Source organism: Sheuella amnicola, from assembly GCF_010499255.1.
In the GTDB taxonomy this organism is placed as follows: domain Bacteria; phylum Pseudomonadota; class Gammaproteobacteria; order Burkholderiales; family Burkholderiaceae_B; genus Zwartia; species Zwartia amnicola.
On record NZ_JAAGRN010000002.1, the window covers coordinates 278,770 to 301,916 of the forward strand.

Below are 23,147 nucleotides of genomic sequence, written 5' to 3' on the forward strand. Positions count from 1 at the left end.
CACCAACATGACTGATGATGTTTTGGCTCGCGTAGCGAATTTGCTCACAACCCGACTTCCCGCCAATGGGGGTGACCCAACCACCTCTTATGTTGCCAAGCTGTTTTCCAAAGGGCCGGATGCCGCTTTGAAAAAAATCGGCGAAGAAGCCACCGAACTTGTCATGGCGGTCAAGGACAAACAATCAGATCGAATCATCGCAGAAACGGCAGATTTATGGTTTCATTGCCTAGTTGTACTGACGGAGCACGGTTTGAGGCCCGAGCAGGTTTTGGCAGAGCTAGCCAGGCGAGAGGGTGTCTCGGGCCTGCAGGAAAAAGCCGCCCGACCACAATCCTGACTATCCGCCCCGACTATCGGGTAAGCTAAGCATTAATTATCAGACCCAACCGGGATTCAACAGTCATCATGAGCGCCAACTGCATTTTCTGCAAAATCGTCAAAGGCGATATACCTGCAAAAATCGTCCACCAAGACGAAGACTGCATCGTTTTTCAAGACATCAACCCGTCAGCGCCTGTCCATTTGCTCATGATTCCCCGCCATCATGTGGTGTCCATGCAAGAAGTTGGTGCTGAAGATCATGGCTGGTTAGGTAGAATGATGGCAAAGGTACCGGCAATTGCCCTCGAAAACGGGTGCAATCCCGGTCCAAATGGCGGATTCCGGATCGTAACCAACTCGGGACATGATGGCGGTCAGGAAGTACATCATTTACATTTTCATATTCTTGGCGGCAAACGACCCTGGAAGGGTTCGATGGCTGCCATAGCCTAAAACGGAGAAACATCATGGGTCAATGGAGTATTGTTCACTGGTTGGTCGTGCTAGGTATCGTTGTTGTTATTTTCGGTACGAAAAAGTTGCGCAATATCGGCTCGGATCTCGGTGGCGCGATCAAAGGCTTCAAGGAAGGCATCAAAGAGCCGACCAAAGAAGGTGAAGCCGCCGCAACGACGACTAATGCCGAAGCTGCACCCCAGCGAGTCGCCAAGTCTGAAACGATCGATGTGCAGGCAAAAGAGAAATCCAGCACCCTTTAATCATTCGTATCGGTCGTTTCTTTCTGGTCGATCGAAACGATGCGGTTGGATTTCATTGGCAGTCTGATACATGTTCGACGTCAGCTTTACTGAACTACTCGTCATCGGTGTAGTCGCTCTGGTCGTGATCGGCCCCGAGCGATTGCCCAAGGTCGCGCGCACCCTAGGCCATTTGGTCGGGCGCGCGCAGCGCTACGTCAACGATGTCAAATCCGACATCCAGCGCGAGGTGGAGCTTGACGAGCTGCGAAAGCTCAAAGAGACAATGAAGGATGCGGCCAATTCAGTTCAATCAACTCTGCATAATGCGGAGGCCTCATTCAGGCAACCACTGGAATCGATTGAGCACGACACAATGTCCGCACTGAAGTCGGACACAGCTGCCGAAGTCATCGCAACACCTTCCGAATCTGTAGAAAGTAGCCCGCATGCCCAAGTAGCTTCTGAAACAAGTGCAGATTACGCATCAATTGATTCAAAGCCAGCTCCTGAGGTCACTATCAGTGACTCACCATCAGCTCTTGCTCATGTCCAGGCTGCCGAACCGACTATTCAGCCCACTCATTTAGAAATCGAAGGCGTATCAAAGAGCGCCGCTATCGCAACACCAACGCCCGGATCCAAAACTTGAGCACTGACGCACAACAACCCGAAGAAAGCGGCGAAAGCTTCATGTCGCACCTGATTGAGCTCAGGTCGCGTCTACTCAAAGCAGTTGGTACCGTTCTCGTGATTTTCATCATTTTGTTCAGCTGGCCGGGCGCATCATTCATTTACGATTTGCTTGCCGCCCCAATGCTTGCATCCTTGCCTCAAGGCACGCGCATGATCGCAACGGGCGTGGTCACCCCCTTCATGGTGCCTGTCAAGGTCACCATGATGGCAGCCTTTGTTGTGGCCTTGCCTGTCGTCTTGTATCAAATCTGGGCTTTTGTCGCGCCCGGCCTCTACCGCCACGAACAACGACTTGCATTGCCACTGATCATTTCGAGCACACTGCTATTTATCGCCGGAATGGCATTTTGCTACTTTGTCGTGTTTCAAACAGTTTTCAGCTTTATCGCTTCTTTCGCACCTCAATCCATTACACCGGCGCCAGATATCGAAGCCTATCTGGGATTTGTGATGACCATGTTTCTGGCCTTTGGCATCACTTTTGAAATCCCCGTAGCTGTGGTGCTGCTAGTTCGCATGGGAATTGTTTCCGTGGATAAGCTCAAAGAGTCCCGAGGTTACGTTGTTGTAGGCGCCTTCGTCATTGCCGCAGTCGTGACACCGCCCGACGTGGTCAGTCAATTCATGCTGGCCGTTCCGCTTTGCATACTTTACGAAATCGGATTGCTATGCGCCCGCTGGGTCAAGCCACGAGATAGTGATTCCGAAGAAGAGCAACCTGTCGTCTGAGCGAAACATCATGCAGTTATGATTCGCTCGATTCATGAACCAACCTATCATCTCGCAAGGACACTCTGATGACTGTCGAATCTATTCCCACAATTCTAAATTTACCTATTGGTCTTTCCGCTACCGGTTCCAGACAGGAGTTTGACAGCATCGGCAAAGTTGAAGTCCCTGCAAATCATTACTGGGGGGCGCAGACACAGCGCAGCCTGATGCACTTCAACATCGGGCATGACAAAATGCCACTTGAAGTCTATCGCGCTTATGGTTATGTCAAAAAGGCCGCAGCGATCGTCAACACCAAGGCAGGTCGACTGCCGGAATGGAAAGGCAAACTGATCGAACAAGTCGCCGACGAAGTCATTAACGGCAAGCTTGATAGCGAGTTTCCCCTCTACGTCTGGCAAACCGGTTCGGGCACGCAATCGAACATGAATATGAACGAGGTGATCTCCAACCGCTGCATACAGCTTGTTGGCGGCACTCTAGGCTCCCAGGAACCCGTGCATCCGAACGATCACGTCAATATGGGTCAATCCAGTAACGATACTTTTCCGACCGCGATGCATATCGCCGCATACAAAATGGCGGTCGAAAAAACCATTCCCGCGTTGATCAAACTACGCGATGCAATCGACAAGAAGTCGAAACAATGGATGACCATTGTCAAAATCGGACGCACCCATCTTGAGGATGCGACACCTCTTACTGTCGGACAAGAATGGTCGGGCTATGTCGGCGCTCTGGATGATGCAATCAGTGACGTCAAGCAAGCAACCGAAGGATTGCTGCGTGTTGCAATGGGCGGCACGGCCGTTGGCACAGGCCTGAACGCTCCTGTCGGATTCGGGGAAGAGGTTGCCGCCACACTATCCCAGTTGACCGGCTTTCAAATCAAGACAGCCGACAACAAATTTACTGCGCAAGGTACGCTTGATCGGATGGTTCGCGCGCATGCTTCGCTCAAATCGGCCGCCGTATCGTTATTTAAAATCGCTAACGACATGCGTTGGCTAGGTTCGGGTCCAAGAACAGGCTTAATGGAACTGATCTTCCCTTCTAACGAACCCGGTTCTTCAATCATGCCGGGCAAGGTTAATCCGACACAGGCCGAAGCCATGCTGATGGTTTGTATTCAGATCATGGGATCGGATGTCGCTGTTCAAATGGGTGGGGCTGAAGGCAATTTTGAACTCAATGCATTTCGTCCGGTCATCATCAGCAACTACCTGCATTCGGCATTGATCATGGCCGATATGTGCGATCACTTCAGAGAGTTCATGATCGAAGGCGCTGCATTGAACGAAGCCCAGATTAAATCAAATATCGATCGTTCGGTCATGATGGTCACCGCATTGTCGCCCGTTATCGGTTATGACCAGGCATCGGTGATCGCACATTACGCGATCGACAAAAATCTGACACTCAAACAGGCCGCACTGGCCAATGGAGTAACCGAAGAAATGTACGATCGCGTTGTCGTGCCGATCAACATGACGCAGCCAGGTTCTGCAGACATCAAGAATGCTTCCACTAAGTAAATACACTTGAGTCATGAATCAAAACAATACTGTTACCGAAAATGCCAGAGGGCGGGATGCACTGAAACTTGAGGTCGGCAATAGATTTTCAGCCGACTGGCAAAGTAATAACCATCGCGAACGCAGATTAGTTTCCGAATTTATCGGAACTGCCGGATTAACGTTCGTTCTGTCAGCTGGTGCGGCGGTGTTGGCGCGCTACGGTGGCGAGTCATTGCCGCCGTTCGCATATGCATTCATTTTATCGGCTGTCTCCGCATCATGGCTTGTTGCCGCTGTTTATTTTCTGGGCGGAATTTCGTGCCACTTTAATCCCGCAATGACGCTTGCCTTCACAATGCGCGGAGATATGGGTGTCAAGATGGCCTGCGCCTACATTATTGTTCAATACATCGCTGCGGCAGCCGGATCATCGCTTGCATTGTTTCTTGTCGGGATGGGGGGTAACCTCGCAGCCACCATCCCCCAGGAGGGGATGCTTTGGCAAGCGGTCGTATTTGAGGCTGTCCTCACGTTCGGAATGGTTCTATTGGTTTTAAGCATGGCCAACGGGCCAAAACTGACCGGTCCTTTCATACCTATTGCTGTTGGGGCCTATGTGATGGCTGCAGGCACAATGGGCGGACCATTCGAGGGGGCCGCCTTCAATCCCGCCCGTGCTTTTGGTCCCGATTTCGCCCGCAATGATTTCTCAACTTACTGGGTTTACCCATTGGGCTCGTTCATTGGTACGGTTATTGCTGTATTTGTTGCCAGATTTTTACGCGGACCGGCAAAAGCGGATGAGGCACGCGCAGCGATGGGCGAACCTCTCGATCGATAATTATCGATAAAATCCGCCTGCAATCCAATAAATTCGAAAAAATAACTAATTGTTGCGCCTAGTTGGGATCAAATAAGCTCAGTTACCAACATGGTAAGTTAAATTTAATTACAATAAAACCTAAGAAATCTCTTGTTGTCCTGCTACATAAGGTATATCTTTCAGCGACAGAATCACTTTTTTTGATTCTTTGAATTTCGTTCTTCTTTTCGCGCTGTTGTTTAACCAAATTTGGTCACAAGAACCATAAAGGGATCATCGTGCTTGCTCATCGACTCAAACAGGCTCGCTTACGCGCCGGACTATCACAAGAAAAACTCGGCAAACTTGCCGGAATCGATCCAATGTCAGCCAGCGCTCGAATGAATCAGTACGAGCGCGGAAAGCACTCGCCTGACTATTTGCTGATGTGTCGTGTGGCAGAAATTCTAAAGATGCCGGTTAGTTGGTTCTATACCGAAGACGAAGATCACGCACGACTTCAAGAAATTTATCACTTACTGTCGCCAGCGGCTCGGCAGGCGTTAATGACACAGGCGGAAATCGTGCTATCCACAAATCCTCCCGAGGCCAGTGAATCTTCAGCCACTAGCATTTAAAACCTTCGCTATACACGGCTGGCTCCGGTCTGCGACCCTATCTGGGCTGTACCGGACGCTGCCCGGCGGACACAATAAAAACTTGTGTCTTGCCATTGCGATAAACCTCCAGTTTTATTTTTTCTCCAGGCGCCTTCGCCGCAATACGAGCCATCAGTTTCGTTGTGTCATCGACTTTCTGATCATCCATGCTCAGAACAATATCGCCAACCTTCAATCCCGCTTTCGCCGCCGGACCATCACGCAACAGTCCTGCAATAATCACGCCTGTTGATTTATTCAATCCGAAAGCACGCGCAAGATCGGAAGTCATATCTTGCGGTTCAATTCCGAGCCAGCCGCGTTTTACATGGCCATGCTCTTCTATCTGACTCATCACCAATTGAACGGCAGAGGCGGGAATGGCAAATCCAATACCCAATGACCCGCCCGTTTTCGAATAAATAGCTGTATTCAATCCAATCAGTCGTCCTTGCGCATCGATAAGCGCACCGCCGGAGTTACCCGGATTAATTGCGGCATCGGTCTGAATGAAATTTTCGTAAGTGTTAATGCCAAGGCCATCGCGTCCCAAGGCAGAAACTATTCCCATGGTCACTGTTTGACCCACTCCGAATGGATTGCCAATCGCAAGCACCACATCGCCCACTCGTGGTTGTGCGCCGGCAAACAACGGTAGCTCCGGAAGATTCTTCAAATCAATCCGTAAAACTGCGAGATCCGAATCGCGATCCGATCCGAGAATTCTGGCCACAGCTTGCCTACCATCGCGCAAGCCGACCAGAATCTCGTCAGCGCCATCAATCACGTGCAAATTAGTCAATACGAGGCCCTTAGTCGAAACGATGACTCCCGAGCCCAGGCTCGTCGTTTTTTGCGACTGGCTCATTCCGGGAACTTGCTCGAAAAATTGTCGCAACGCCGGATCAACGGGAAAGGGAAAGCGCGAAACATTGACACGCTTGGTGGTATGGATATTGACAACAGCGGGGGCGGCTATCGCGACCGCACCCGCAAAGGATGTCATCTCGAAATTTGATGGGATCTGCGCCGCGTTTTGCGCATGGTTCTCATGCCCTGATGTGTTTTTTGCAAAGGGTCTCAACCATTCCGGGCGCAAAGTCACCAGCACGAATAAAATCGCCAGACAAACTGTCACGGTTTGGGCAAATAACAACCAGATTTTTCGCATTTTTCAACCGGGAAAATCATGAAATCCATTTCAAGGCAAGAGCTTGTATCCTGGCTGGACGCCACGCTGACCCCTGCATCTTTTAACGACTACTGTCCGAATGGCCTGCAAGTCGAGGGTAACCCATCCGTCTCGCATATTATCGCCGGTGTAACGGCTAGTCAGGATCTGATCGATAGAGCCATCTCGCAAGGAGCGGATACGTTGCTGGTGCACCACGGCTGGTTCTGGAAAGGGGAAGACCCTCGGGTGCGCGGAACGCGCAAAAATCGATTAGCCGCACTGCTCAAGCACGACATCAATTTGATCGCCTATCACCTACCTCTGGATGCGCATCCGGTATTGGGAAATAATGCGCAGCTGGCACGTGTACTTGGACTGACCCCCGCTACCCCACCAACACTTGCGCCGACCAGCCTGGTATGGCACGGAACGATGCCCGGGGCAACCACACTTGAACACATCTCTTTACGCACTGAAGAGCGGCTAAAACGCCAGCCACTCATAATCGGTGCGCCGGACATGCATGTTCATCGCATCGCCTGGTGCACGGGTGCTGCGCATAGCATGCTAGCTGAAGCAATTGATGCGGGCGCGCAAGCCTACATTACCGGAGAAATCTCTGAGCCCGCCGTGCATCTGGCGCGCGAAGCGGGCATTGGATTGATTAGCGCCGGCCACCATGCTACCGAACGCTATGGTGCACAAGCCCTTGGTGCCGCCATAGCGGATCGGTTTGGCATCCGAGTCGATTTTGTGGATATCGACAATCCGGTCTGATCGGACACCCCAAAAACAATAAGCTGTTCAGCAATCGCAGCTATTTTTTGAGGGAGTCACGAATTTCCCTTAACAGCAGGATGTCTTCTGGCACGGGGGCAGGTGGCTTTTCGGCTTCGATTTTGGCACGTGCGGTGTTGATCAATTTAACCATCCCGAAAATCACAAAGGCAAGCAATGTGAAATTAATGATGATCGTGAGGAAGTTACCCCATGCAAACAGGGTGGCTCCCGCCTTGGTCATTGCCTCATAAGTTTCAGGTCCGGAATAATTAGCAGGACGCGACAACACAAAGAATTTATTAGTAAAATCTACAGAGCCGCCAACTAAAAAGTTAACCAAAGGCATCGTAATGTCCTTAACAAGCGACTCGACAATCTTGCCGAATGCAGCACCGACAATTACACCGACCGCGAGATCTACAACATTACCCCTGACGGCAAAATCGCGAAATTCCTTTAAAAAACCCTTTGGTTTAATCATTTCAATCTCCCTCTGTTGATGCCTGCTGGCAGGCGCTATAATAAGGGGTTACGGAATCTGTAACAAATGTGTTCCATTAAAGGCACTCGCTTAGGCAATACTTAGGCAATACCTCTGCCGGGGCAACAACAAGGATAGGAAGATGAGTCAGGATTCGATTGTGCATGACGACGAAGGCGCGGTACCTCCCACGCTGCCGTCCGACCCCTCGCGCCGCTTCTGGATTGGCACAAGTTGTGCCATGGGTGGCGCAGTAGGCGTCGCAGCGGCGGTTCCCTTTGTCAGTACGTTTGCGCCATCCGAGCGCGCGCGCGCTGCCGGCGCCCCCGTTGAAGTTGATATCAGCACGATCGCTCCGGGCGAAATGCGTACGATTGAATGGCGTGGCAAGCCTGTCTGGCTGATCCACCGCACGAAAGAACAACTCGCATCCCTTAAGGATGACACGGCTGAACTGGCAGACCCCAACTCAAATCGTCCCGGCTATACGCCCCCATACGCCAAAAACGAATGGCGTTCGCGTAAGCCGGAAATGTTTGTTTGCGTGGGCATTTGCACCCACCTTGGTTGCTCGCCCACACCAAAGTTTCAAACGGGCCCACAGCCCAGCCTGCCCAACAACTGGGAAGGCGGGTTTCTCTGCCCGTGCCATGGTTCGACTTTCGATATGGCTGGACGCGTGTTCAAAAACAAACCCGCACCCGACAATCTCGAGGTCCCTCCATACCAGTATTTAAGCGACACCCGCATCATTGTCGGGGTTGATGAAGACAACAAGGCCTAATAGGCTGTTGACCAACACCGCACCACGCGACACTGAACAAGTTAAAGGAGCCATTTCATGGCTGGCGAGAAAAAAGTCGAAACGACCGGATTGCTTGGCTGGGTAGACCATCGCTTTCCGCTGACTGCGACGCTTAAAGCGCATGTCACCGAGTATTACGCACCAAAAAACTTCAATTTCTGGTACTTCTTTGGCTCACTAGCCACGTTGGTACTGGTTCTTCAAATCGTGACCGGAATTTTTCTGGTCATGCATTACAAACCTGATGCTGCACAGGCTTTTCAGTCCGTCGAATACATCATGCGTGAAGTACCGGGCGGATGGTTCATTCGCTACATGCACTCGACCGGCGCCTCGATGTTTTTTGTCGTGGTTTACCTGCACATGGTTCGCGCCCTGATTTATGGCTCATATCGCAAACCTCGCGAACTCGTCTGGATTTTCGGCGTCGGCATTTTCCTGTGCCTGATGGCCGAGGCGTTCTTTGGCTACCTCCTGCCTTGGGGTCAGATGTCTTTCTGGGGCGCTCAGGTTATCGTCAACCTGTTCTCAGCCATTCCTTTTATCGGTCCTGAACTGTCCATCTGGATTCGCGGTGACTACGTTGTTTCCGATGCCACTCTGAACCGTTTCTTCGCCTTCCACGTGATCGCGATCCCTCTGGTTCTGCTTGGTTTGGTTGCAGCACACTTGGTTGCCTTGCATGAAGTCGGCTCAAATAACCCTGATGGCATTGAAATCAAAGCCAAAAAGGACAAGTATGGTCGCCCCTTGGACGGAATTCCTTTCCATCCGTTCTACACGGTTCATGACATCCTCGGCGTAGCCGGCTTCCTGATCATTTTCATGGCGATTGTTTTCTTCGCGCCTGAAATGGGTGGCTACTTCCTTGAGTTCAACAACTTCATACCGGCCAACCCTCTCGTTACGCCACCGCACATTGCGCCAGTATGGTATTTCACGCCCTTCTACTCGATGCTGCGCGCGACAACCGATGACTTCACCTGGATTCTGGCCGGTGCCGCAGTCCTTGCTGCCATCATCATGTTCCTGCGTCACAAGGGGCTGGTCAAGGTTATCGTTCCCGCCGTTCTCATCGTTGTTGCCGTTCTTCTTCGCGTTATCGACGCCAAGTTTTGGGGCGTGGTTGCGATGGGTGGGGCGGTTGTTCTGCTGTTCTTCCTGCCCTGGCTCGATTACAGCCCGGTCAAGTCGATTCGCTATCGTCCGGGTTGGCACAAAGCGCTTTACGCCATTTTCTTTGTCAACTTCATTGTGTTGGGTTACCTCGGTACCCAGGCGCCAACAGACATCTTCAACCTCATCTCGCAAATCGGAACCTCCATTTATCTGGGCTTCTTTTTCCTGATGCCGGTCTGGAGCCGTCTCGGTACATTCAAACCGGTTCCTGACCGTGTCACGTACCACGCCCATTGAGCCTAACTTTACATACGGAATGAACATGATCAAGAAGCTGCTTTCCGCTCTTGCCCTGATGATCGCCAGCACCGCAGCTGTGGCTGCAGGCGGTGGCTACTCGCTCGACAAGGCTCCGGACCGTTCGACCAATTTGGCTTCACTGCAAAATGGCGCAAAACTGTTCGTTAACTACTGCCTGAACTGTCACGCTGCCGCATCGGTGCGTTACAACACCCTGAAAGAAATTGGCCTGACTGATGCTCAAATCAAAGAAAGCCTTCTTTTCACGGGTGACAAGGTAGGGGATTTGATGGTTGGATCCATCAATGCCAAGGATGGTAAGGCATGGTTTGGCGTACCGCCACCAGACCTTTCGGTTATGGCACGCGCAAAATCCCAAAGTGCCAACGTCACCGGTTCGGATTACATCTACACCTACTTGCGCACGTTCTACCGTGACACGTCCAAGCCAACAGGCTGGGACAACCTCGCATTCCCGAATGCCGGCATGCCGCATGCTCTCTGGGAGCGTCAAGGCCCTCGCTCAATGACCGCCGTTGTCACTCACAAGCATGGTTCAGATTGGGAGCGTGTCACTACGACATATGATCCACAGGGTTATGTATCGAGCAAGACGGAAAAGCTGAAGGATTACAACGGCAAAGCGTCGACCGAGTACACCTTTAAACCTGTTGATGCCGCTCTTGCAGCTGCATATGACGGTGATGCAGCCGACCTGACCGCTTTCATGACCTGGATGTCTGAGCCAATTCAACAAAAGCGCAAGCAAATTGGCGTATGGGTCATGTTATTCCTTGGCCTGTTCCTGATCGTTGCCTGGCGCCTGAACGCTTCGTTCTGGAAGCACGTCAAGTAATTTGGAATTGTGGGCCAGCGTCTGCATTTGCGGACGCTGGCCTTTCGTTTTTTATTCGCGCCACTTATCTGCGCAATTTTTTTAGGACGGAAAATCCATCATGATGGTCCTCTACTCCGGAACCACCTGCCCATTCTCGCATCGCTGCCGTTTTGTGTTGTTTGAAAAAGGCATGGATTTTGAAATCCGCGATATCGATCTATACAACAAACCGGAAGATATCTCGGTGATGAATCCCTACGGACAAGTGCCGATTCTTGTCGAACGCGATCTGATTCTTTACGAGTCGAATATCATCAACGAATACATCGACGAGCGCTTCCCGCACCCCCAGTTGATGCCGGCCGATCCGGTCATGCGCGCGCGCACTCGCCTCTTTTTGTACAACTTCGAAAAAGAACTTTTCATTCATGTCGCCGCGCTTGAAGATCGTACGGCGCGTCATGACGAAAAGCGCTTGGACGCCGCACGAGCAGCTATCCGTGACCGACTGTCACAACTGGCTCCCTTACTGCTTAAAAACAAATACATGCTTGGTGAAGAATTCACCATGCTCGACGTAGCTATGGCTCCACTGCTATGGCGCCTGGATCATTACGGAATCGAACTGCCAAAAACAGCGGCTCCTATCCAGAAATATGCAGAACGGATTTTCTCGCGCCCAGCTTACATCGAAGCGCTAACGCCTTCCGAAAAAGTCATGCGTCGTTAATCGCAAAGCATTCCATTTAAGACTATGGCTGAAACATCAACCAAACCGTACATGATTCGTGCTTTGCACGAATGGTGTACGGATAATGGCTACACACCACACATTGTTGTGCAGGTTGACCAGAACACGATGGTACCGCCCGCTCACATTCGTGACGGGCAAATTACCCTCAATATCGGCTCCTTGGCGACAAACAGGTTGGTGCTGGGCAACGATGCCATTGAGTTTCAGGCACGCTTTAATGGCGTGACAGAAAACCTTTATGTTCCTATAGGTGCGGTGACTGCAATATACGCACGTGAAACCGGCGCCGGCATGGGTTTCGAGGTGGAATCCACAGCATCGCCATCACAAACAGCAGCGGAAAAAACCAGTGCTCAGTCGATGGATGCTCCATCCGAAGACGGTCCCGTCGATCCGACGCCTAAACGGCCGAAACTTGCAATCGTCAAATAAACGACGAATCGCTTCAAGACTCCAGCCAGTTAATGAGTATCTGAAAAAACGCCTCCGTACGCGTAATCGGAAAGAAATGCGCGCCATGACTAAAGAGGTGTATCTCTGCGTGCGGTAATAATTTAGCCAATTGCTCCTGCAAAAACGCTGGCACTAATACATCATCACGCGAACCCAGGATCAACGTTGGCAACTTAATTTGATGCAAATCAGCCCCCCTATCGAAGTCAAGCAGGGCATCGATTCTTTCTTGAACGATGTGCTGCTCTGCCCCCGTTAATGGTGCATTGTCCAGCATGATTTCATATCGAGACCAATTTGCATTAAGCCAGCTCGGTTCAAAGGTTAGAAACGCTGAAGTCGATGCATACGCTCTCGGGTCACTTACCAGCATATTGCGCCGCAATGAAAACAACTCTCGCATGTAGCGGTTTTTCTTTCCCCAGGTGCCACTCAGCACAAGCCTTTTTACACGCTCCGGGGCAATCAACGCTATTTCCTGAGCAATGCAACCACCTGTCGAATGCCCAATCAAAACGGCAGAATCTACACCCCTAGCATCCATGACAGACAAGCAATCGCGAGCCAATTGGGCAATCGTGCATGGCGCTGTGCCGCGGGAACTTGCCGCAATCCCCCTTTGGTCTATACGTAGAACACGGTGGTGCGCTGATAAAACCTCCACACAGGGTTGCCAGAACCCTGCTGTCCCGCCAAGACCACTCATTAAAAAAATTGCCTCGCCTTCACCTTCATCCATTCCGGCAATGCTTGCCCCGTCTTCAAGAGGAGCGATAAAAGATTTATTCATGACCCGCAACCTTTGAAATTACCTATTCTTAAGTAGCATAATGAAATCTCGAAGAACAGAGTAAAAAATAAAATGTTTTTTCAAACTACATTTCAATATGAGCGAAGATAATCAGATCGTTATCCCGCCATCATTTATTGCGTTATTCATAGAGCCGGGACGAATAAAGCCAACCGCCAGCAAAGAACACATTCTCGAGCGTTATGATTTTTGCGAAGATCTGGCCAATATGTTGACGGAAACGGCAGCAACCAAGCTATGGGAGCTGGGCATCACGGAATCGGATGTATTGAACAGAATCCATCAAGGATTGTCGGTTTCGGGTATCGGCATCAGCGAGGACGAGGCCAAATGGGTCATGACCCGGCTGGCCGAGCTGATGGGGTGGCTCAATGCTGATTAATCCGCTCAACAATAAAATTTAGGTTCAGAGCGAATCAATACTATTGCACACGCAAACCACCACCCGCAGAACGCGGTGCGGTGACCGCCCCCGCAGATCCCGAGCCGTAACCGGAGTCGGTCGAGCCATACGCAGTAGAGCCGCTTGTGCCGGATCCGCCATAGCTACCGTACCCACTGTAATTTCCCGAGCCACCATAACTTCCTTGACTGCCGGATGAGCCTCCATAGCTTGCTCCCGACGAACCGCCGTGGCCAGAAGAAGTTGGGGGCGTGCCAGCCGCAGCGCCACCATATGGTGATGAATCAGTGCCGGTATTACCGCCGACTTGCCAGCCAGAACCGAAGCTGCCCTGATTGGTTCTAAGGCCTTGAGCAGATACGGGGGATGTGAACGTAAACGTTGCCACACCAACCAACACCATTACCGACAAAGTGTTTCGCAAAGTTTGTATCACACTGAATCTCCGGAAACCTAGGAATAGACTTATTGGGAATCGGACATTTTAACGATGACCGACTTTCTGTCGACTCAAACGCGTTGCATAAAACATGGTTTATGATGGTTTCAAAATAATTTTTAGGAGATATTGATGGCTTTGATCAATTACATCACGCAAATTCAGTTTGATTTTGGTGCGATCGCTTGCTTACAAGCTGAATGCGAGCGCCTAGGTATCAAGCGCCCAATGATTGTGACTGATGCCGGCGTGCGCGGTGCAGGTCTAGTCGACCGGGTTTTAGGACAGCTCAAAAATCGCGCAGATGTTGCTGTTTTTGATCAAACACCATCTAATCCCACAGAATCTGCCGCACGCGACGCCCTCAAAATATACATGGACGGTAAATATGATGGGCTGATCGCTATCGGCGGAGGTTCGTCTATGGATTTGGCAAAAGCAGTTGCAGTCATGTCCGCACACTCAGGGCCATTGAAGAATTTTGCCGCCGTAGAAGGCGGGGCTGCGCGCATCACCGCGGCAACCGCGCCGGTCATTGCTATTCCGACAACCGCCGGCACAGGCAGCGAAGTCGGTCGTGGCGCCGTTCTGATTCTTGACGATGGTCGCAAACTGGGTATTTTGTCTCCGCATATTGTTCCCAAAGTCGCCATTTGCGATCCTGAACTGACTCTGGATTTGCCTGCGATTTTGACCGCTGCCACCGGTATGGATGCCATTACGCATTGTTTCGAAACTTTCATGGCGCCTTCATATAACTTTCCTGCCGAAGGCATCGCTCTGGATGGATTATGGAGAGGTTGGCGCAATATTGAACAAGCCACCAACAATCCGCATGATCGAGAGGCGCGCTTTCACATGATGAGCGCTTCAACTCAGGGGGCCTTGGCATTTCAGAAAGGTCTTGGCGCAGTCCACAGCCTGAGTCATTCGCTCGGTGGATTAAATCCTCGCCTGCACCACGGCACACTGAATGCCATGTTTCTACCAGCGGTCATCATGTTTAACGCTAGCGCGGAATCGATGCAAAAAGCCAAAAAACTAGAGCGGCTTGCCCAAACGATTGGTGTGACCCATGCAAATGAAGTGGCGCCCGCTGTCAAAGCGTTGAATCAGCGTTTAGGTTTACCCTCCGGACTGGCCGCAATGGGTGTCACCGAGGACATGTTCCAGAAGGTGATCGAGTCCGCCATGGTCGATCATTGCCATTTTACAAACCCGCGCACACCAACCGCGGAGGACTATGTCAATTTATTAAAGCAGTCGATGTAGATCGCTTCGATTACAACCCCAAATAAAAAATCCTGCCTAAGCAGGATTTTTTATTTACTGAAACTGGTGCCCACTGAGAGGATTGAACTCCCGACCTTCGGTTTACAAAACCGCTGCACTACCGCTGTGCTAAGTGGGCAAAACTGCTTGGTTTGCAAACAGAAGCGCTATTGTAAATCAACATCGCTTCTGAACCAAATCGATTTACTTGACCAGCAGGACGGGTTGCTTAGCTGTTGACAGCACCCTCTGGGCAACCGAGCCAACCAGCAGATCAGCCAGAGAAGTACGTCCCTTGGAGCCCAGCACAATCATGTCGTACTTGCTGCCACTGGCCTCTTTAACAATCTCTTCGGCAACGTGACCGGTGCGAATCACCATATCATGCTTGATGCCGCTATCTTTCAGGAATTTGACGGCAGGCTTGAGCTCTTTGTCGCTTAATTCGCGCAGGTAATCAGCCACCGCATCCTTACCCACAAAGGCCTTGGCATGGCGCAAGCCGGCATCATCATGCACGCTGATCACGGTCAATGAAGATGTCTTCGAGTTCAACTGACTAACCAATGCCACTGCATATTTGAGTGCGCGCATCGAATTCTTCGAACCATCGGTAGCAACCAGGACTTTCATTATTCTCTCCAGTGAGAAAGCAAAACCATAAACATCGATCAGGGCTTGACTTACCTACCCAACATACCCCTAGTATAAAGAATTCGTAGCTCAGTCGCCCGCTAAAGGCTGAATATTGTGAATATTCTTTGTTAACATTTCGCTATACCACAATCAACCCCCCTCTTATCCGGAGTTTGCATGAGCCTCAACAAGGTCAGTCCCGGCAAAAATCTGCCCGAAGAATTTAACGTCATCATCGAGATTTCGATGAACGCCGACCCTATCAAATACGAAGTGGATAAAGATTCAGGCGCGATTTTCGTTGATCGCTTCATGGGCACAGCCATGCACTACCCATGCAACTACGGCTACATCCCCCAGACCATCGCAGGCGATGGCGATCCCGTCGATGTTCTAGTCATTACTCCGTTTCCTCTGCTGCCTGGCGTTGTTGTACGTTGCCGTGCCCTTGGCATGCTGAAAATGCAAGACGAAGGCGGTGAAGATGCCAAATTGATCGCCGTGCCTGTGACCAAGATTCTGCCGATCTACAGCGACTGGAAAGATACCAATGACATCAATCCGCTGAGCCTGAACCAGATCAAGCACTTTTTCGAGCACTACAAAGATCTGGAAGCCGGCAAGTGGGTCAAGGTTCAAGGCTGGGGCTCCGTTGCCGACGCCCACAAAGAAATCAGCGATGGTCTCGCAACCTACGCAAAAGAAAATAAAGCTTGAAGCCTTATTTTCTTTCGGCAAACTAAACAAGGTGGCGGTTTCCGGTTGGATTCGTAAATCGATCAGCATCTAAATTTAATTTCGGAGTAACGGATGATTGATAACTTTTCAAATTCGCAAACCGTTCGAAAACAAGTCATTGCGACCAAAGGCGGCGTTGTAGCCGCCCAGCATCGCAGAGCAGCTGAAGTTGGCGCTGCCGTCCTTGAAGCCGGTGGAGATGCTGTCGATGCCGCCATCGCAACCTCGTTTGCGATCGGTGTAGTCGAGCCCTGGATGAGTGGCCCGGCTGCAGGCGGGGCGATGGTCTTATGGCGTGCAGATGAATCGCGCGCCAGCGTCATCAATTTTGGCTGCCGCTCGCCTCGCGAACTAAATCCGGCAGACTATCCATTAAGTGGCGGTCCTAAATCTTCAGATTTATTTCCTTGGCCAGCAGTCGTAGATGATCGCAATGTCATGGGAGCGACAGCGGTTGCTGTGCCCGGCGTTGTGTCAGGTATGGATCTTGCGCACCAGCACTTCGGCAAATTACCCTGGGCCGACCTGGTCACCCCTGCCGCTAATCTGGCCGAGGAGGGATTGATCGTTGACTGGTATACCTCATTATTGATTGGCGCCAACGCCAAAGTGCTTTCCAGGGATCCGGATTGCGCGGCATTGTTTCTTGAAGACGGGCAATGGCCCATCGCCGGCGACTGGACTGCATTGAATGATCGCCATCTGAATCAAAAGACATTCGCTCGCACATTGCAGCGTATCGCAGAGTACGGAGCAAAAGACTTTTATTCCGGCGAAGTTGCGCAGGCATTGGTGCGGGACGTGCGCGCTAAGGGTGGCAGCCTAAGCTTGGCCGACTTGGCCGATTATCGAGCTGAAATGGTTGATCCGTTAACGATCAATTACCGCGGCGGCCGGGTCTTCGCAACACCGGGGCTGACAGGTGGTCCGACTTATGCCAAGGCGCTTGAGCTACTCGCGCGCGAACTTGATCCGAAAAAAGGAAAACCGGGTACCGCAACCTATACCGGTTTCGCGCGGGCGCTTGATGCCGCCTTTCGTCTGAGATTCGAAAACATGGGTGATCACGAGTCGCCCAAGGCTCCTGGCTCAACAACGCATTTCAGCGTGGTCGACCGACACGGCAATATGTGTTCAGTGACGCAAACCCTGTTGTCGATTTTTGGTTCGCGCGTCGTATCACCATCGACCGGCCTACTACTCAACAATGGCATCATGTGGTTTGATCCCGAACCCGGTAAGCCGAATTCGCTTGCGCCCGCAAAGCGATGCCTTGCCAATTACAACCCTGTGATCGGGGAAGACGCAGCCGGGCGTCGCTTTGCGATTGGCGCTTCAGGTGGCCGCAAAATTCTTGGCGCGGTGATGCAACTGAGCTCTTTCATTATGGATCATGGTCAAAGTCTGGAAGACGCGTTCCATCAACCTCGTATTGATGTGAGCGGAGGAAGCAACATCATTGCCGACAGGACCTTGCCTGCCGAAACCAAAGAAGCGCTTGAAGCGGTGATGCCGGTTGTCGAAACGCGCAGAAACGCTTATCCCTATGCGTTTGCCTGCCCGGCAGGCGTCATGCGCGATGGTGAAATGAACATGGGTTGCACTGAAATCATGACGCCATACGGGGATGCGGTGAACGAGAAAATGTAATTCGAATATCGCACGATTCCATCCCAGGCCCGGAATTAACTTCCGGGCTTTTTATTGCAATCGACCGTGGCACGCATCAACAACTTGCCTTTTTTTTCCTCTTCCGGATAAATCGAACTGGTCACAGCACAACCGGAAACAGTTTCGATTGCCTTGATCTGACGGGCTTTTTGTTTTTCGAGCGCAGCTGCGTCCGATCCACCTTGTTTTCCGCCATACGCCTCCCATTGATCTTTGCCGAGGGGCAAGACACTGATTTCCCGCTTGTCGAGCACCACGACATGACGCTGCACATCGCGGTGGTAATACGCGGGGCTACCCTGGCATCCGACCAAAAAAAAGACCGCGGTGGCGATAAACCAAACTTTCATTCGTTGCTCCGTGAGTCACCGCCATCTATGGCGATGGAAACATCAAAAATTCATGGCCGAACAACCTATTATTTTTGACGCTTTACGATACGATTGGATATTAGCGCATCATCAAAGATCTCACTACGCGCAAATTATTCGCATAAACAATCAGATTAATACGGACGGAGCAAAAATCATGGCTGAAGGCGTTCTGAAAATTTCATCCCTTAAAGGCAAAGTATCCGATGCCGAGTGGCAAGCGCGAGTTGATCTGGCGGCTTGCTACCGACTGGTTGAAATCTATGGCATGGCCGATATGATGGCCAACCACATTTCGGCGCGCGTACCTGGAGAAGAGGGAACTTATCTAATCAATCCCTACGGAATGATGTACGAAGAGATGACCGCTTCCTGCCTGCTCAAAGTCGATCATCAAGGCAATATCCTGACCAAGCCCGACTTTGGCGATCTGAACTATGGCATCAACAAGGCGGGTGCGGTTATTCATAGTGCAGTACATCATGCTCGGCCAGATGTGAACTGCGTGATTCATACGCATAGCTGGGCTTCGATGGCCGTATCCTCCCTCGAGTGCGGTTTGTTGCCCTTGACGCAAACCGCCATGCGGTTTCTCAAGATCGGTTATCACGACTATCAGGGCGTTGTTCTCGATGAAGCGGAGCAAGAATCGCTTGTGCGCGACCTGGGTCATGGTGAAGCGATGATTCTGCGCAACCACGGGGCACTGACAGTCGGTCGCAGCGTGGGGGAAGCTTTCAACTGGATGCATCGTCTGGAACTATCCTGCCGTGCCCAATTGGCAACCATGGCCTGCAATAGCCCGACCGCGCACGTATCAAAAGAAATTCTGGAAGAAACATGGAATAACTATCAACCCGGCACACGCCGTCCGTACGGATTGATGGAGTGGCCGGCCTTATTGCGCAAACTCGATCGCACCGACCCATCCTACAAAAATTAAACTCTCGCGCACCCATGAAGACAGATCAAAAATCCGGCATCATCAATGCTTCGCGCCGCCGTCTGACGACCTATGCGTGTTCCGTTTCTGCCTTGAGTCTGACGGGTATGCAATCCGCATTCGCTCAAAAATCCGATGACTATCCGACCAAAGCTGTCAAAGTCATTGTGTCATTTACGGCTGGCGGCACAACCGACGTCATCGCGCGCAGCGTAAGTCAAATTCTTGCCGAAGAATTCAAACAGCCCTTCGTGGTTGAGAACAAGCCTGGATCGGGAGGCAATATCGGCAATGAAATCGCCGCGCGCGCACCTGCAGATGGTTACACGTTAACCGTCGCATCGGTCGGACCGATCGCAATCAATCCCACGCTTTTCAAAAACCTGAAGTACGACCCTCTTACGGATCTTGTGCCGGTGATTTTAATTGCGGATGTACCTAACGTTTTAGTGGTCAATCCCTCGTCGCCGGTCAAAAACTTCGGAGAGTTTGTCGCTTATGTCAAAAGCAAGCCACCCGGTACGTTGAATTACGCCTCGACAGGGACAGGCACGTCAGCGCATCTGTCGAGTTTTATGTTGATGGACAGAATAGGCTGTGAAGCACAACACATCCCTTATAAAGGCGCCGAAGCATTGAATGACTTGCTCGCAGGCAGGATCGACTTCATGTTTGCGACGATTCCGTCGGTTATTGGTCAAATCAAGGGCGGCAAATTACGCGCACTCGCCGTGTCTAGCCCCAAACCCTCTCGTTCATTACCTGGCGTTCCGACCGTTGCGGCAAGCGGTTATCCGGGATTTACCGCCGGATCATGGTTTGGAATGCTTGCTCCTAAAGGAACTCCCGAACAGATCATCACCAAGCTAAACACCGCGGTCGGAAAAGCCATCATCAAACTAGAAGATCGATTTGTCGCCGAAGGTGCGGATCCGGTCGGAGGATCGCCAGAGGACTTTGGAGCGTTTATTCAACAAGAATATCTAAAGTGGAAAAAAGTCGTCATCGACTCAGGAGCAAGTATTAAATGAGCGAAGTTAGAAACGGTTCGACAGCACGCCCGCACTGTCCCCGCATTTTGATGTCCGATTCTACGGCTCAGGAACTGGCCTCGGAAATCCAGGCTATCTTTGGCGATGAAGGGTATAAGCACGTTACAGCGCAGCAAATCCATGACGGCACTGCCGATGCGGATCTCTGTTTCATCTCTCGAGAAATAACAGGCAATTCCACGAAACAAAACATCCTTCCCAACACACAATATTTTTACGATGCCTTGCGCAAATCCAAAACACTCCAATGGATTCAAGTTCATTCGGCAGGCGCAGATCGTCAAATATTTCTGGACCTGGTTGCGCGAGGCGTGACTGTCACGACATCTTCAGGCGCCAGCGCAAGCTTGGTCGCTCAATCTGCTTTAACCGGGTTGCTCTCGCTTGCGCGATATTTTCCTCAATTAGCCATTGCTCAAAAAGAGCATCAATGGGCACCATTTTTCAAAACCGGACTACCTCCCGACCTTGAAGGCCAAACCGCAACCATCGTTGGATGGGGACCGATCGGTCAACGGCTGGGTGCATGGTTAACCATGCTAGGCCTCAAAATCATCGTTGTCAGACAATCCGCTTCATCGACCGTGGAGGGTGCGCGTGTGATCGCGTTCGAGGACTTCACAAAAGTATTGCCTGAAACCGACTGGCTGGTTCTAGCCTGCCCATTAACTGCACAAACCACGAACCTGGTGGATGCGCATGCGCTGTCGGTGATGAAACCAACCGCTCACATCGTGAATGTGTCACGAGGCGCTGTGGTTGATGAGCCGGCCATGATTCATGCCCTTGAAACAAAACGCTTGAAGGGCGCCTATCTGGACGTGTTTGCTGTTGAACCTCTGGCCACCGACTCACCGCTTTGGGACATGCCCAACGTGATTGTTTCCCCGCATACCGCGGGCTTTTCCGACGGCATTCTGAAACGTATGTCACAGATGTTCTTGCAAAATCTGAGAAATTGGCAACGTGGTGAGCCTCTTTTCAATGTTGTGAAAAAAGATTAAGGAAAAAGCATTTCTTGAGATAAATCCTTGAACTGAGCTAAAATAGCGGTACGGCACAACGTTCCAGTCCTCGTGCCTCGCTAAGCCCCGTTTCAGTGGGCGTTCGCCATCAAGGCGTTTTCACTCCCTGTTCGTCTGCCCTGATTGGAGTCTGCTTAATTTGCAGACCGGCATGATGATGGAGCATTTCTCTTGTCTTCTTCGACTACTTTTGCCGACCTCGGGTTGGCCGAACCTCTTATGCGTGCGATTGCCGACTCCGGCTACACCGCACCCACCCCTATTCAAGCTCAAGCGATTCCACGCGTGCTGACAGGTGGCGACCTTCTGGCGGCCGCTCAAACCGGCACTGGAAAAACTGCAGGTTTTACGCTTCCTATTTTGCATATTCTTCTGAATAAACCTGCCGAATTACGCCAACCGGGTCGCCCGCGTGTTCTGATTCTTTCGCCTACACGCGAACTTTCCGCGCAAATTCAAGAGTCCGTCAAAACTTACGGCCAATACACCAAAATTTCATCGATGGTGATGTTTGGCGGCGTCAACATCAACCCTCAGATCAACGCATTACGCAAACCACTGGATATTCTGGTTGCCACGCCCGGTCGTTTACTTGATCACTGTCAACAAAAAACCGTAAACCTGTCCGGCGTTGAAATTCTGGTGCTCGATGAGGCCGATCGCATGCTGGACATGGGGTTCATTCGCGATATCCGCAAAATTCTGGCTCTTTTGCCACGTCAGCGTCAAAACTTGTTGTTCTCGGCGACTTTTTCAGACGAAATCCGCGAGCTTTCGAAAGGCGTTCTTCACAACGCCAGTGAGGTATCCGTGGCGGCGCGCAACACCACTGCGGAGCGCGTCGATCAGACGGTGCATATTGTTGATCAGGCGCACAAGCGTGACATCCTGAGCCATATCATCCGCGAAAGCGGGTGGCATCAAGTACTGGTGTTCACACGCACTAAACACGGTGCAAACCGCTTGGCTGAAAAACTGGTCAAGGACGGCCTGTCTGCCGCTGCAATCCATGGCAATAAGAGTCAGGCTGCCCGCACCAGAGCCCTTGAGGAGTTTAAAAACGGCAAAGTCGCTGTCTTAGTTGCGACTGATATCGCAGCGCGCGGCCTGGATATTGATCAGTTGCCACAAGTCGTGAACTTTGAGCTGCCAAACGTTCCGGAAGATTATGTTCATCGCATCGGCCGCACAGGCAGGGCAGGGGCGGCGGGTTCGGCTGTTTCCTTGGTTGATTCTTCCGAAATCAAATACCTCAAAGCGATTGAGCGATTAATTAAAAAACAGATCCCTCAGTTACCCGCCCCAACCGGCTGGACCCCTTCGCCGAACTCTTCACATGGCGCGGCGGATGATGCTCGTGCTGCCGGCCAGCGTAACGGACAACGCAGACATGGTGCATCGCGGTCAAGCAGTGGACGCACGCCCGGGTCAGCCAGTCCCGGATCAAGTCAGGCACGATCCCCCCGCTCAGGCCATCAGCACAGTGCCGGTCGCCCAAGTCAAGGGTCAGCCAGTCAAAATCAGGAAAAGCGAGCACACCCTCAGAGGCAAGGCGTACGCTCGGCAGATAACACCGGCAATGCGAGTCGCAATCGCCGCCCCGCACTTTTATCCAGGTAATTTTTGCTCACACAGGCTGGGTCATCCAGCCTGT

At 51.5% G+C, this 23,147-nt stretch carries 28 protein-coding genes and 1 tRNA gene; 22 read left to right on the forward strand and 7 right to left on the reverse strand.

Annotation, left to right across the window (positions count from 1 at the left end; all coding sequences use genetic code 11):
* Positions 1–7: 7 nt before the first annotated feature.
* From G3I67_RS03890 to G3I67_RS03925, 8 genes are all read left to right on the forward strand, one after another.
* Positions 8–340 (forward strand): phosphoribosyl-ATP diphosphatase, encoded by a 333-nt coding sequence (locus tag G3I67_RS03890; RefSeq protein WP_163651723.1) that lies wholly within the window; start codon positions 8–10, stop codon positions 338–340.
* Positions 341–408: 68 nt separating this feature from the next.
* Positions 409–777: a histidine triad nucleotide-binding protein gene (locus G3I67_RS03895; RefSeq protein ID WP_163651724.1), complete on the forward strand. Its 369-nt coding sequence runs from the start codon at positions 409–411 to the stop codon at positions 775–777.
* Positions 778–791: 14 nt separating this feature from the next.
* The gene (tatA, locus tag G3I67_RS03900) at positions 792–1,043 is read left to right on the forward strand and encodes a Sec-independent protein translocase subunit TatA (RefSeq protein ID WP_163651726.1); all 252 of its coding nucleotides are present in this window, start codon (positions 792–794) and stop codon (positions 1,041–1,043) included.
* Between the two features lie 70 nt (positions 1,044–1,113).
* The gene (gene tatB, locus G3I67_RS03905; protein ID WP_163651728.1) at positions 1,114–1,674 is read left to right on the forward strand and encodes a Sec-independent protein translocase protein TatB; all 561 of its coding nucleotides are present in this window, start codon (positions 1,114–1,116) and stop codon (positions 1,672–1,674) included.
* A gap of 41 nt (positions 1,675–1,715) precedes the next feature.
* The gene (gene tatC / locus G3I67_RS03910) at positions 1,716–2,447 is read left to right on the forward strand and encodes a twin-arginine translocase subunit TatC (protein WP_163652106.1); all 732 of its coding nucleotides are present in this window, start codon (positions 1,716–1,718) and stop codon (positions 2,445–2,447) included.
* Between the two features lie 68 nt (positions 2,448–2,515).
* Positions 2,516–3,985 carry a class II fumarate hydratase gene (locus tag G3I67_RS03915; RefSeq protein ID WP_163651730.1) on the forward strand — a complete coding sequence of 490 codons (1,470 nt, stop codon included), beginning with the start codon at positions 2,516–2,518 and terminating at the stop codon, positions 3,983–3,985.
* 13 nt (positions 3,986–3,998) lie between these two features.
* The gene (locus G3I67_RS03920) at positions 3,999–4,808 is read left to right on the forward strand and encodes an MIP/aquaporin family protein (protein ID WP_163651732.1); all 810 of its coding nucleotides are present in this window, start codon (positions 3,999–4,001) and stop codon (positions 4,806–4,808) included.
* 260 nt (positions 4,809–5,068) lie between these two features.
* Positions 5,069–5,407, forward strand: coding sequence for a helix-turn-helix transcriptional regulator (locus G3I67_RS03925; protein WP_163651735.1), 339 nt, complete (start codon positions 5,069–5,071; stop codon positions 5,405–5,407).
* A gap of 37 nt (positions 5,408–5,444) precedes the next feature.
* On the opposite strand, the gene G3I67_RS03930 is transcribed toward G3I67_RS03925, so the two are convergent.
* Complete coding sequence (locus G3I67_RS03930; RefSeq protein WP_163651737.1) at positions 5,445–6,599, reverse strand: S1C family serine protease; 1,155 nt, start codon at positions 6,597–6,599, stop codon at positions 5,445–5,447.
* Between the two features lie 18 nt (positions 6,600–6,617).
* Here G3I67_RS03930 and G3I67_RS03935 point away from each other — a divergent pair, with 18 nt between their 5' ends.
* A complete protein-coding gene (locus G3I67_RS03935; RefSeq protein WP_163651746.1) occupies positions 6,618–7,379 on the forward strand; it encodes a Nif3-like dinuclear metal center hexameric protein in 762 nt (253 codons plus the stop codon).
* Between the two features lie 40 nt (positions 7,380–7,419).
* On the opposite strand, the gene mscL is transcribed toward G3I67_RS03935, so the two are convergent.
* Positions 7,420–7,863: a large conductance mechanosensitive channel protein MscL gene (gene mscL, locus G3I67_RS03940; protein ID WP_163651748.1), complete on the reverse strand. Its 444-nt coding sequence runs from the start codon at positions 7,861–7,863 to the stop codon at positions 7,420–7,422.
* Between the two features lie 142 nt (positions 7,864–8,005).
* Here mscL and petA point away from each other — a divergent pair, with 142 nt between their 5' ends.
* The 5 genes from petA to G3I67_RS03965 all read left to right on the forward strand — a co-directional run bounded on the left by petA (position 8,006) and on the right by G3I67_RS03965 (position 12,111).
* On the forward strand, positions 8,006–8,647 hold the full coding sequence (gene petA / locus G3I67_RS03945) for a ubiquinol-cytochrome c reductase iron-sulfur subunit (protein WP_163651751.1): 642 nt from the start codon (positions 8,006–8,008) through the stop codon (positions 8,645–8,647).
* A 57-nt stretch (positions 8,648–8,704) separates the two neighbouring features.
* The gene (locus G3I67_RS03950; RefSeq protein WP_163651753.1) at positions 8,705–10,084 is read left to right on the forward strand and encodes a cytochrome b; all 1,380 of its coding nucleotides are present in this window, start codon (positions 8,705–8,707) and stop codon (positions 10,082–10,084) included.
* A gap of 19 nt (positions 10,085–10,103) precedes the next feature.
* Positions 10,104–10,943 (forward strand): cytochrome c1, encoded by an 840-nt coding sequence (locus G3I67_RS03955; RefSeq protein WP_203583546.1) that lies wholly within the window; start codon positions 10,104–10,106, stop codon positions 10,941–10,943.
* Between the two features lie 100 nt (positions 10,944–11,043).
* Positions 11,044–11,655, forward strand: a complete 612-nt coding sequence (locus G3I67_RS03960) for a glutathione S-transferase N-terminal domain-containing protein (RefSeq protein WP_163651757.1) — start codon at positions 11,044–11,046, stop codon at positions 11,653–11,655.
* Positions 11,656–11,679: 24 nt separating this feature from the next.
* Positions 11,680–12,111 (forward strand): ClpXP protease specificity-enhancing factor, encoded by a 432-nt coding sequence (locus tag G3I67_RS03965; protein WP_163651760.1) that lies wholly within the window; start codon positions 11,680–11,682, stop codon positions 12,109–12,111.
* Between the two features lie 13 nt (positions 12,112–12,124).
* Here G3I67_RS03965 and G3I67_RS03970 read toward each other — a convergent pair whose 3' ends face one another.
* A complete protein-coding gene (locus G3I67_RS03970; RefSeq protein WP_203583537.1) occupies positions 12,125–12,922 on the reverse strand; it encodes an alpha/beta fold hydrolase in 798 nt (265 codons plus the stop codon).
* A 97-nt stretch (positions 12,923–13,019) separates the two neighbouring features.
* Between G3I67_RS03970 and G3I67_RS03975 the strand changes: the two genes are divergently transcribed.
* Positions 13,020–13,325: an ATPase with chaperone activity gene (locus G3I67_RS03975; protein ID WP_163651762.1), complete on the forward strand. Its 306-nt coding sequence runs from the start codon at positions 13,020–13,022 to the stop codon at positions 13,323–13,325.
* Between the two features lie 40 nt (positions 13,326–13,365).
* On the opposite strand, the gene G3I67_RS03980 is transcribed toward G3I67_RS03975, so the two are convergent.
* Entirely contained in the window at positions 13,366–13,782 is a 417-nt protein-coding gene (locus G3I67_RS03980) for a hypothetical protein (protein ID WP_163651764.1), read from the reverse strand.
* A gap of 135 nt (positions 13,783–13,917) precedes the next feature.
* On the opposite strand from G3I67_RS03980, the gene gbd reads away from it, so the two are divergent.
* Positions 13,918–15,057: a 4-hydroxybutyrate dehydrogenase gene (gene gbd / locus G3I67_RS03985; RefSeq protein WP_163651766.1), complete on the forward strand. Its 1,140-nt coding sequence runs from the start codon at positions 13,918–13,920 to the stop codon at positions 15,055–15,057.
* Positions 15,058–15,121: 64 nt separating this feature from the next.
* Here the strand turns inward: gbd and G3I67_RS03990 are convergent.
* Together G3I67_RS03990 and G3I67_RS03995 are read right to left on the reverse strand one after the other, a co-directional pair.
* Positions 15,122–15,196, reverse strand: a tRNA-Thr gene (locus G3I67_RS03990).
* A gap of 65 nt (positions 15,197–15,261) precedes the next feature.
* Positions 15,262–15,690 (reverse strand): universal stress protein, encoded by a 429-nt coding sequence (locus tag G3I67_RS03995; protein WP_163651768.1) that lies wholly within the window; start codon positions 15,688–15,690, stop codon positions 15,262–15,264.
* 180 nt (positions 15,691–15,870) lie between these two features.
* On the opposite strand from G3I67_RS03995, the gene ppa reads away from it, so the two are divergent.
* Together ppa and G3I67_RS04005 are read left to right on the forward strand one after the other, a co-directional pair.
* The gene (gene ppa, locus G3I67_RS04000) at positions 15,871–16,410 is read left to right on the forward strand and encodes an inorganic diphosphatase (RefSeq protein ID WP_163651770.1); all 540 of its coding nucleotides are present in this window, start codon (positions 15,871–15,873) and stop codon (positions 16,408–16,410) included.
* Between the two features lie 93 nt (positions 16,411–16,503).
* A complete protein-coding gene (locus G3I67_RS04005) occupies positions 16,504–18,081 on the forward strand; it encodes a gamma-glutamyltransferase family protein (RefSeq protein WP_163651772.1) in 1,578 nt (525 codons plus the stop codon).
* Between the two features lie 35 nt (positions 18,082–18,116).
* Here G3I67_RS04005 and G3I67_RS04010 read toward each other — a convergent pair whose 3' ends face one another.
* The gene (locus G3I67_RS04010) at positions 18,117–18,452 is read right to left on the reverse strand and encodes a hypothetical protein (RefSeq protein ID WP_163651774.1); all 336 of its coding nucleotides are present in this window, start codon (positions 18,450–18,452) and stop codon (positions 18,117–18,119) included.
* A gap of 178 nt (positions 18,453–18,630) precedes the next feature.
* On the opposite strand from G3I67_RS04010, the gene G3I67_RS04015 reads away from it, so the two are divergent.
* The 4 genes from G3I67_RS04015 to G3I67_RS04030 all read left to right on the forward strand — a co-directional run bounded on the left by G3I67_RS04015 (position 18,631) and on the right by G3I67_RS04030 (position 23,113).
* Positions 18,631–19,416: a class II aldolase/adducin family protein gene (locus tag G3I67_RS04015; RefSeq protein ID WP_203583538.1), complete on the forward strand. Its 786-nt coding sequence runs from the start codon at positions 18,631–18,633 to the stop codon at positions 19,414–19,416.
* A gap of 14 nt (positions 19,417–19,430) precedes the next feature.
* Positions 19,431–20,447 (forward strand): Bug family tripartite tricarboxylate transporter substrate binding protein, encoded by a 1,017-nt coding sequence (locus tag G3I67_RS04020; RefSeq protein WP_375539294.1) that lies wholly within the window; start codon positions 19,431–19,433, stop codon positions 20,445–20,447.
* A complete protein-coding gene (locus G3I67_RS04025) occupies positions 20,444–21,472 on the forward strand; it encodes a D-2-hydroxyacid dehydrogenase (RefSeq protein WP_163651776.1) in 1,029 nt (342 codons plus the stop codon). Before G3I67_RS04020 ends, G3I67_RS04025 begins: the two co-directional genes overlap by 4 nt.
* Positions 21,473–21,712: 240 nt before the next feature.
* Positions 21,713–23,113 carry a DEAD/DEAH box helicase gene (locus G3I67_RS04030; RefSeq protein ID WP_163652114.1) on the forward strand — a complete coding sequence of 467 codons (1,401 nt, stop codon included), beginning with the start codon at positions 21,713–21,715 and terminating at the stop codon, positions 23,111–23,113.
* Positions 23,114–23,147 lie beyond the last annotated feature (34 nt).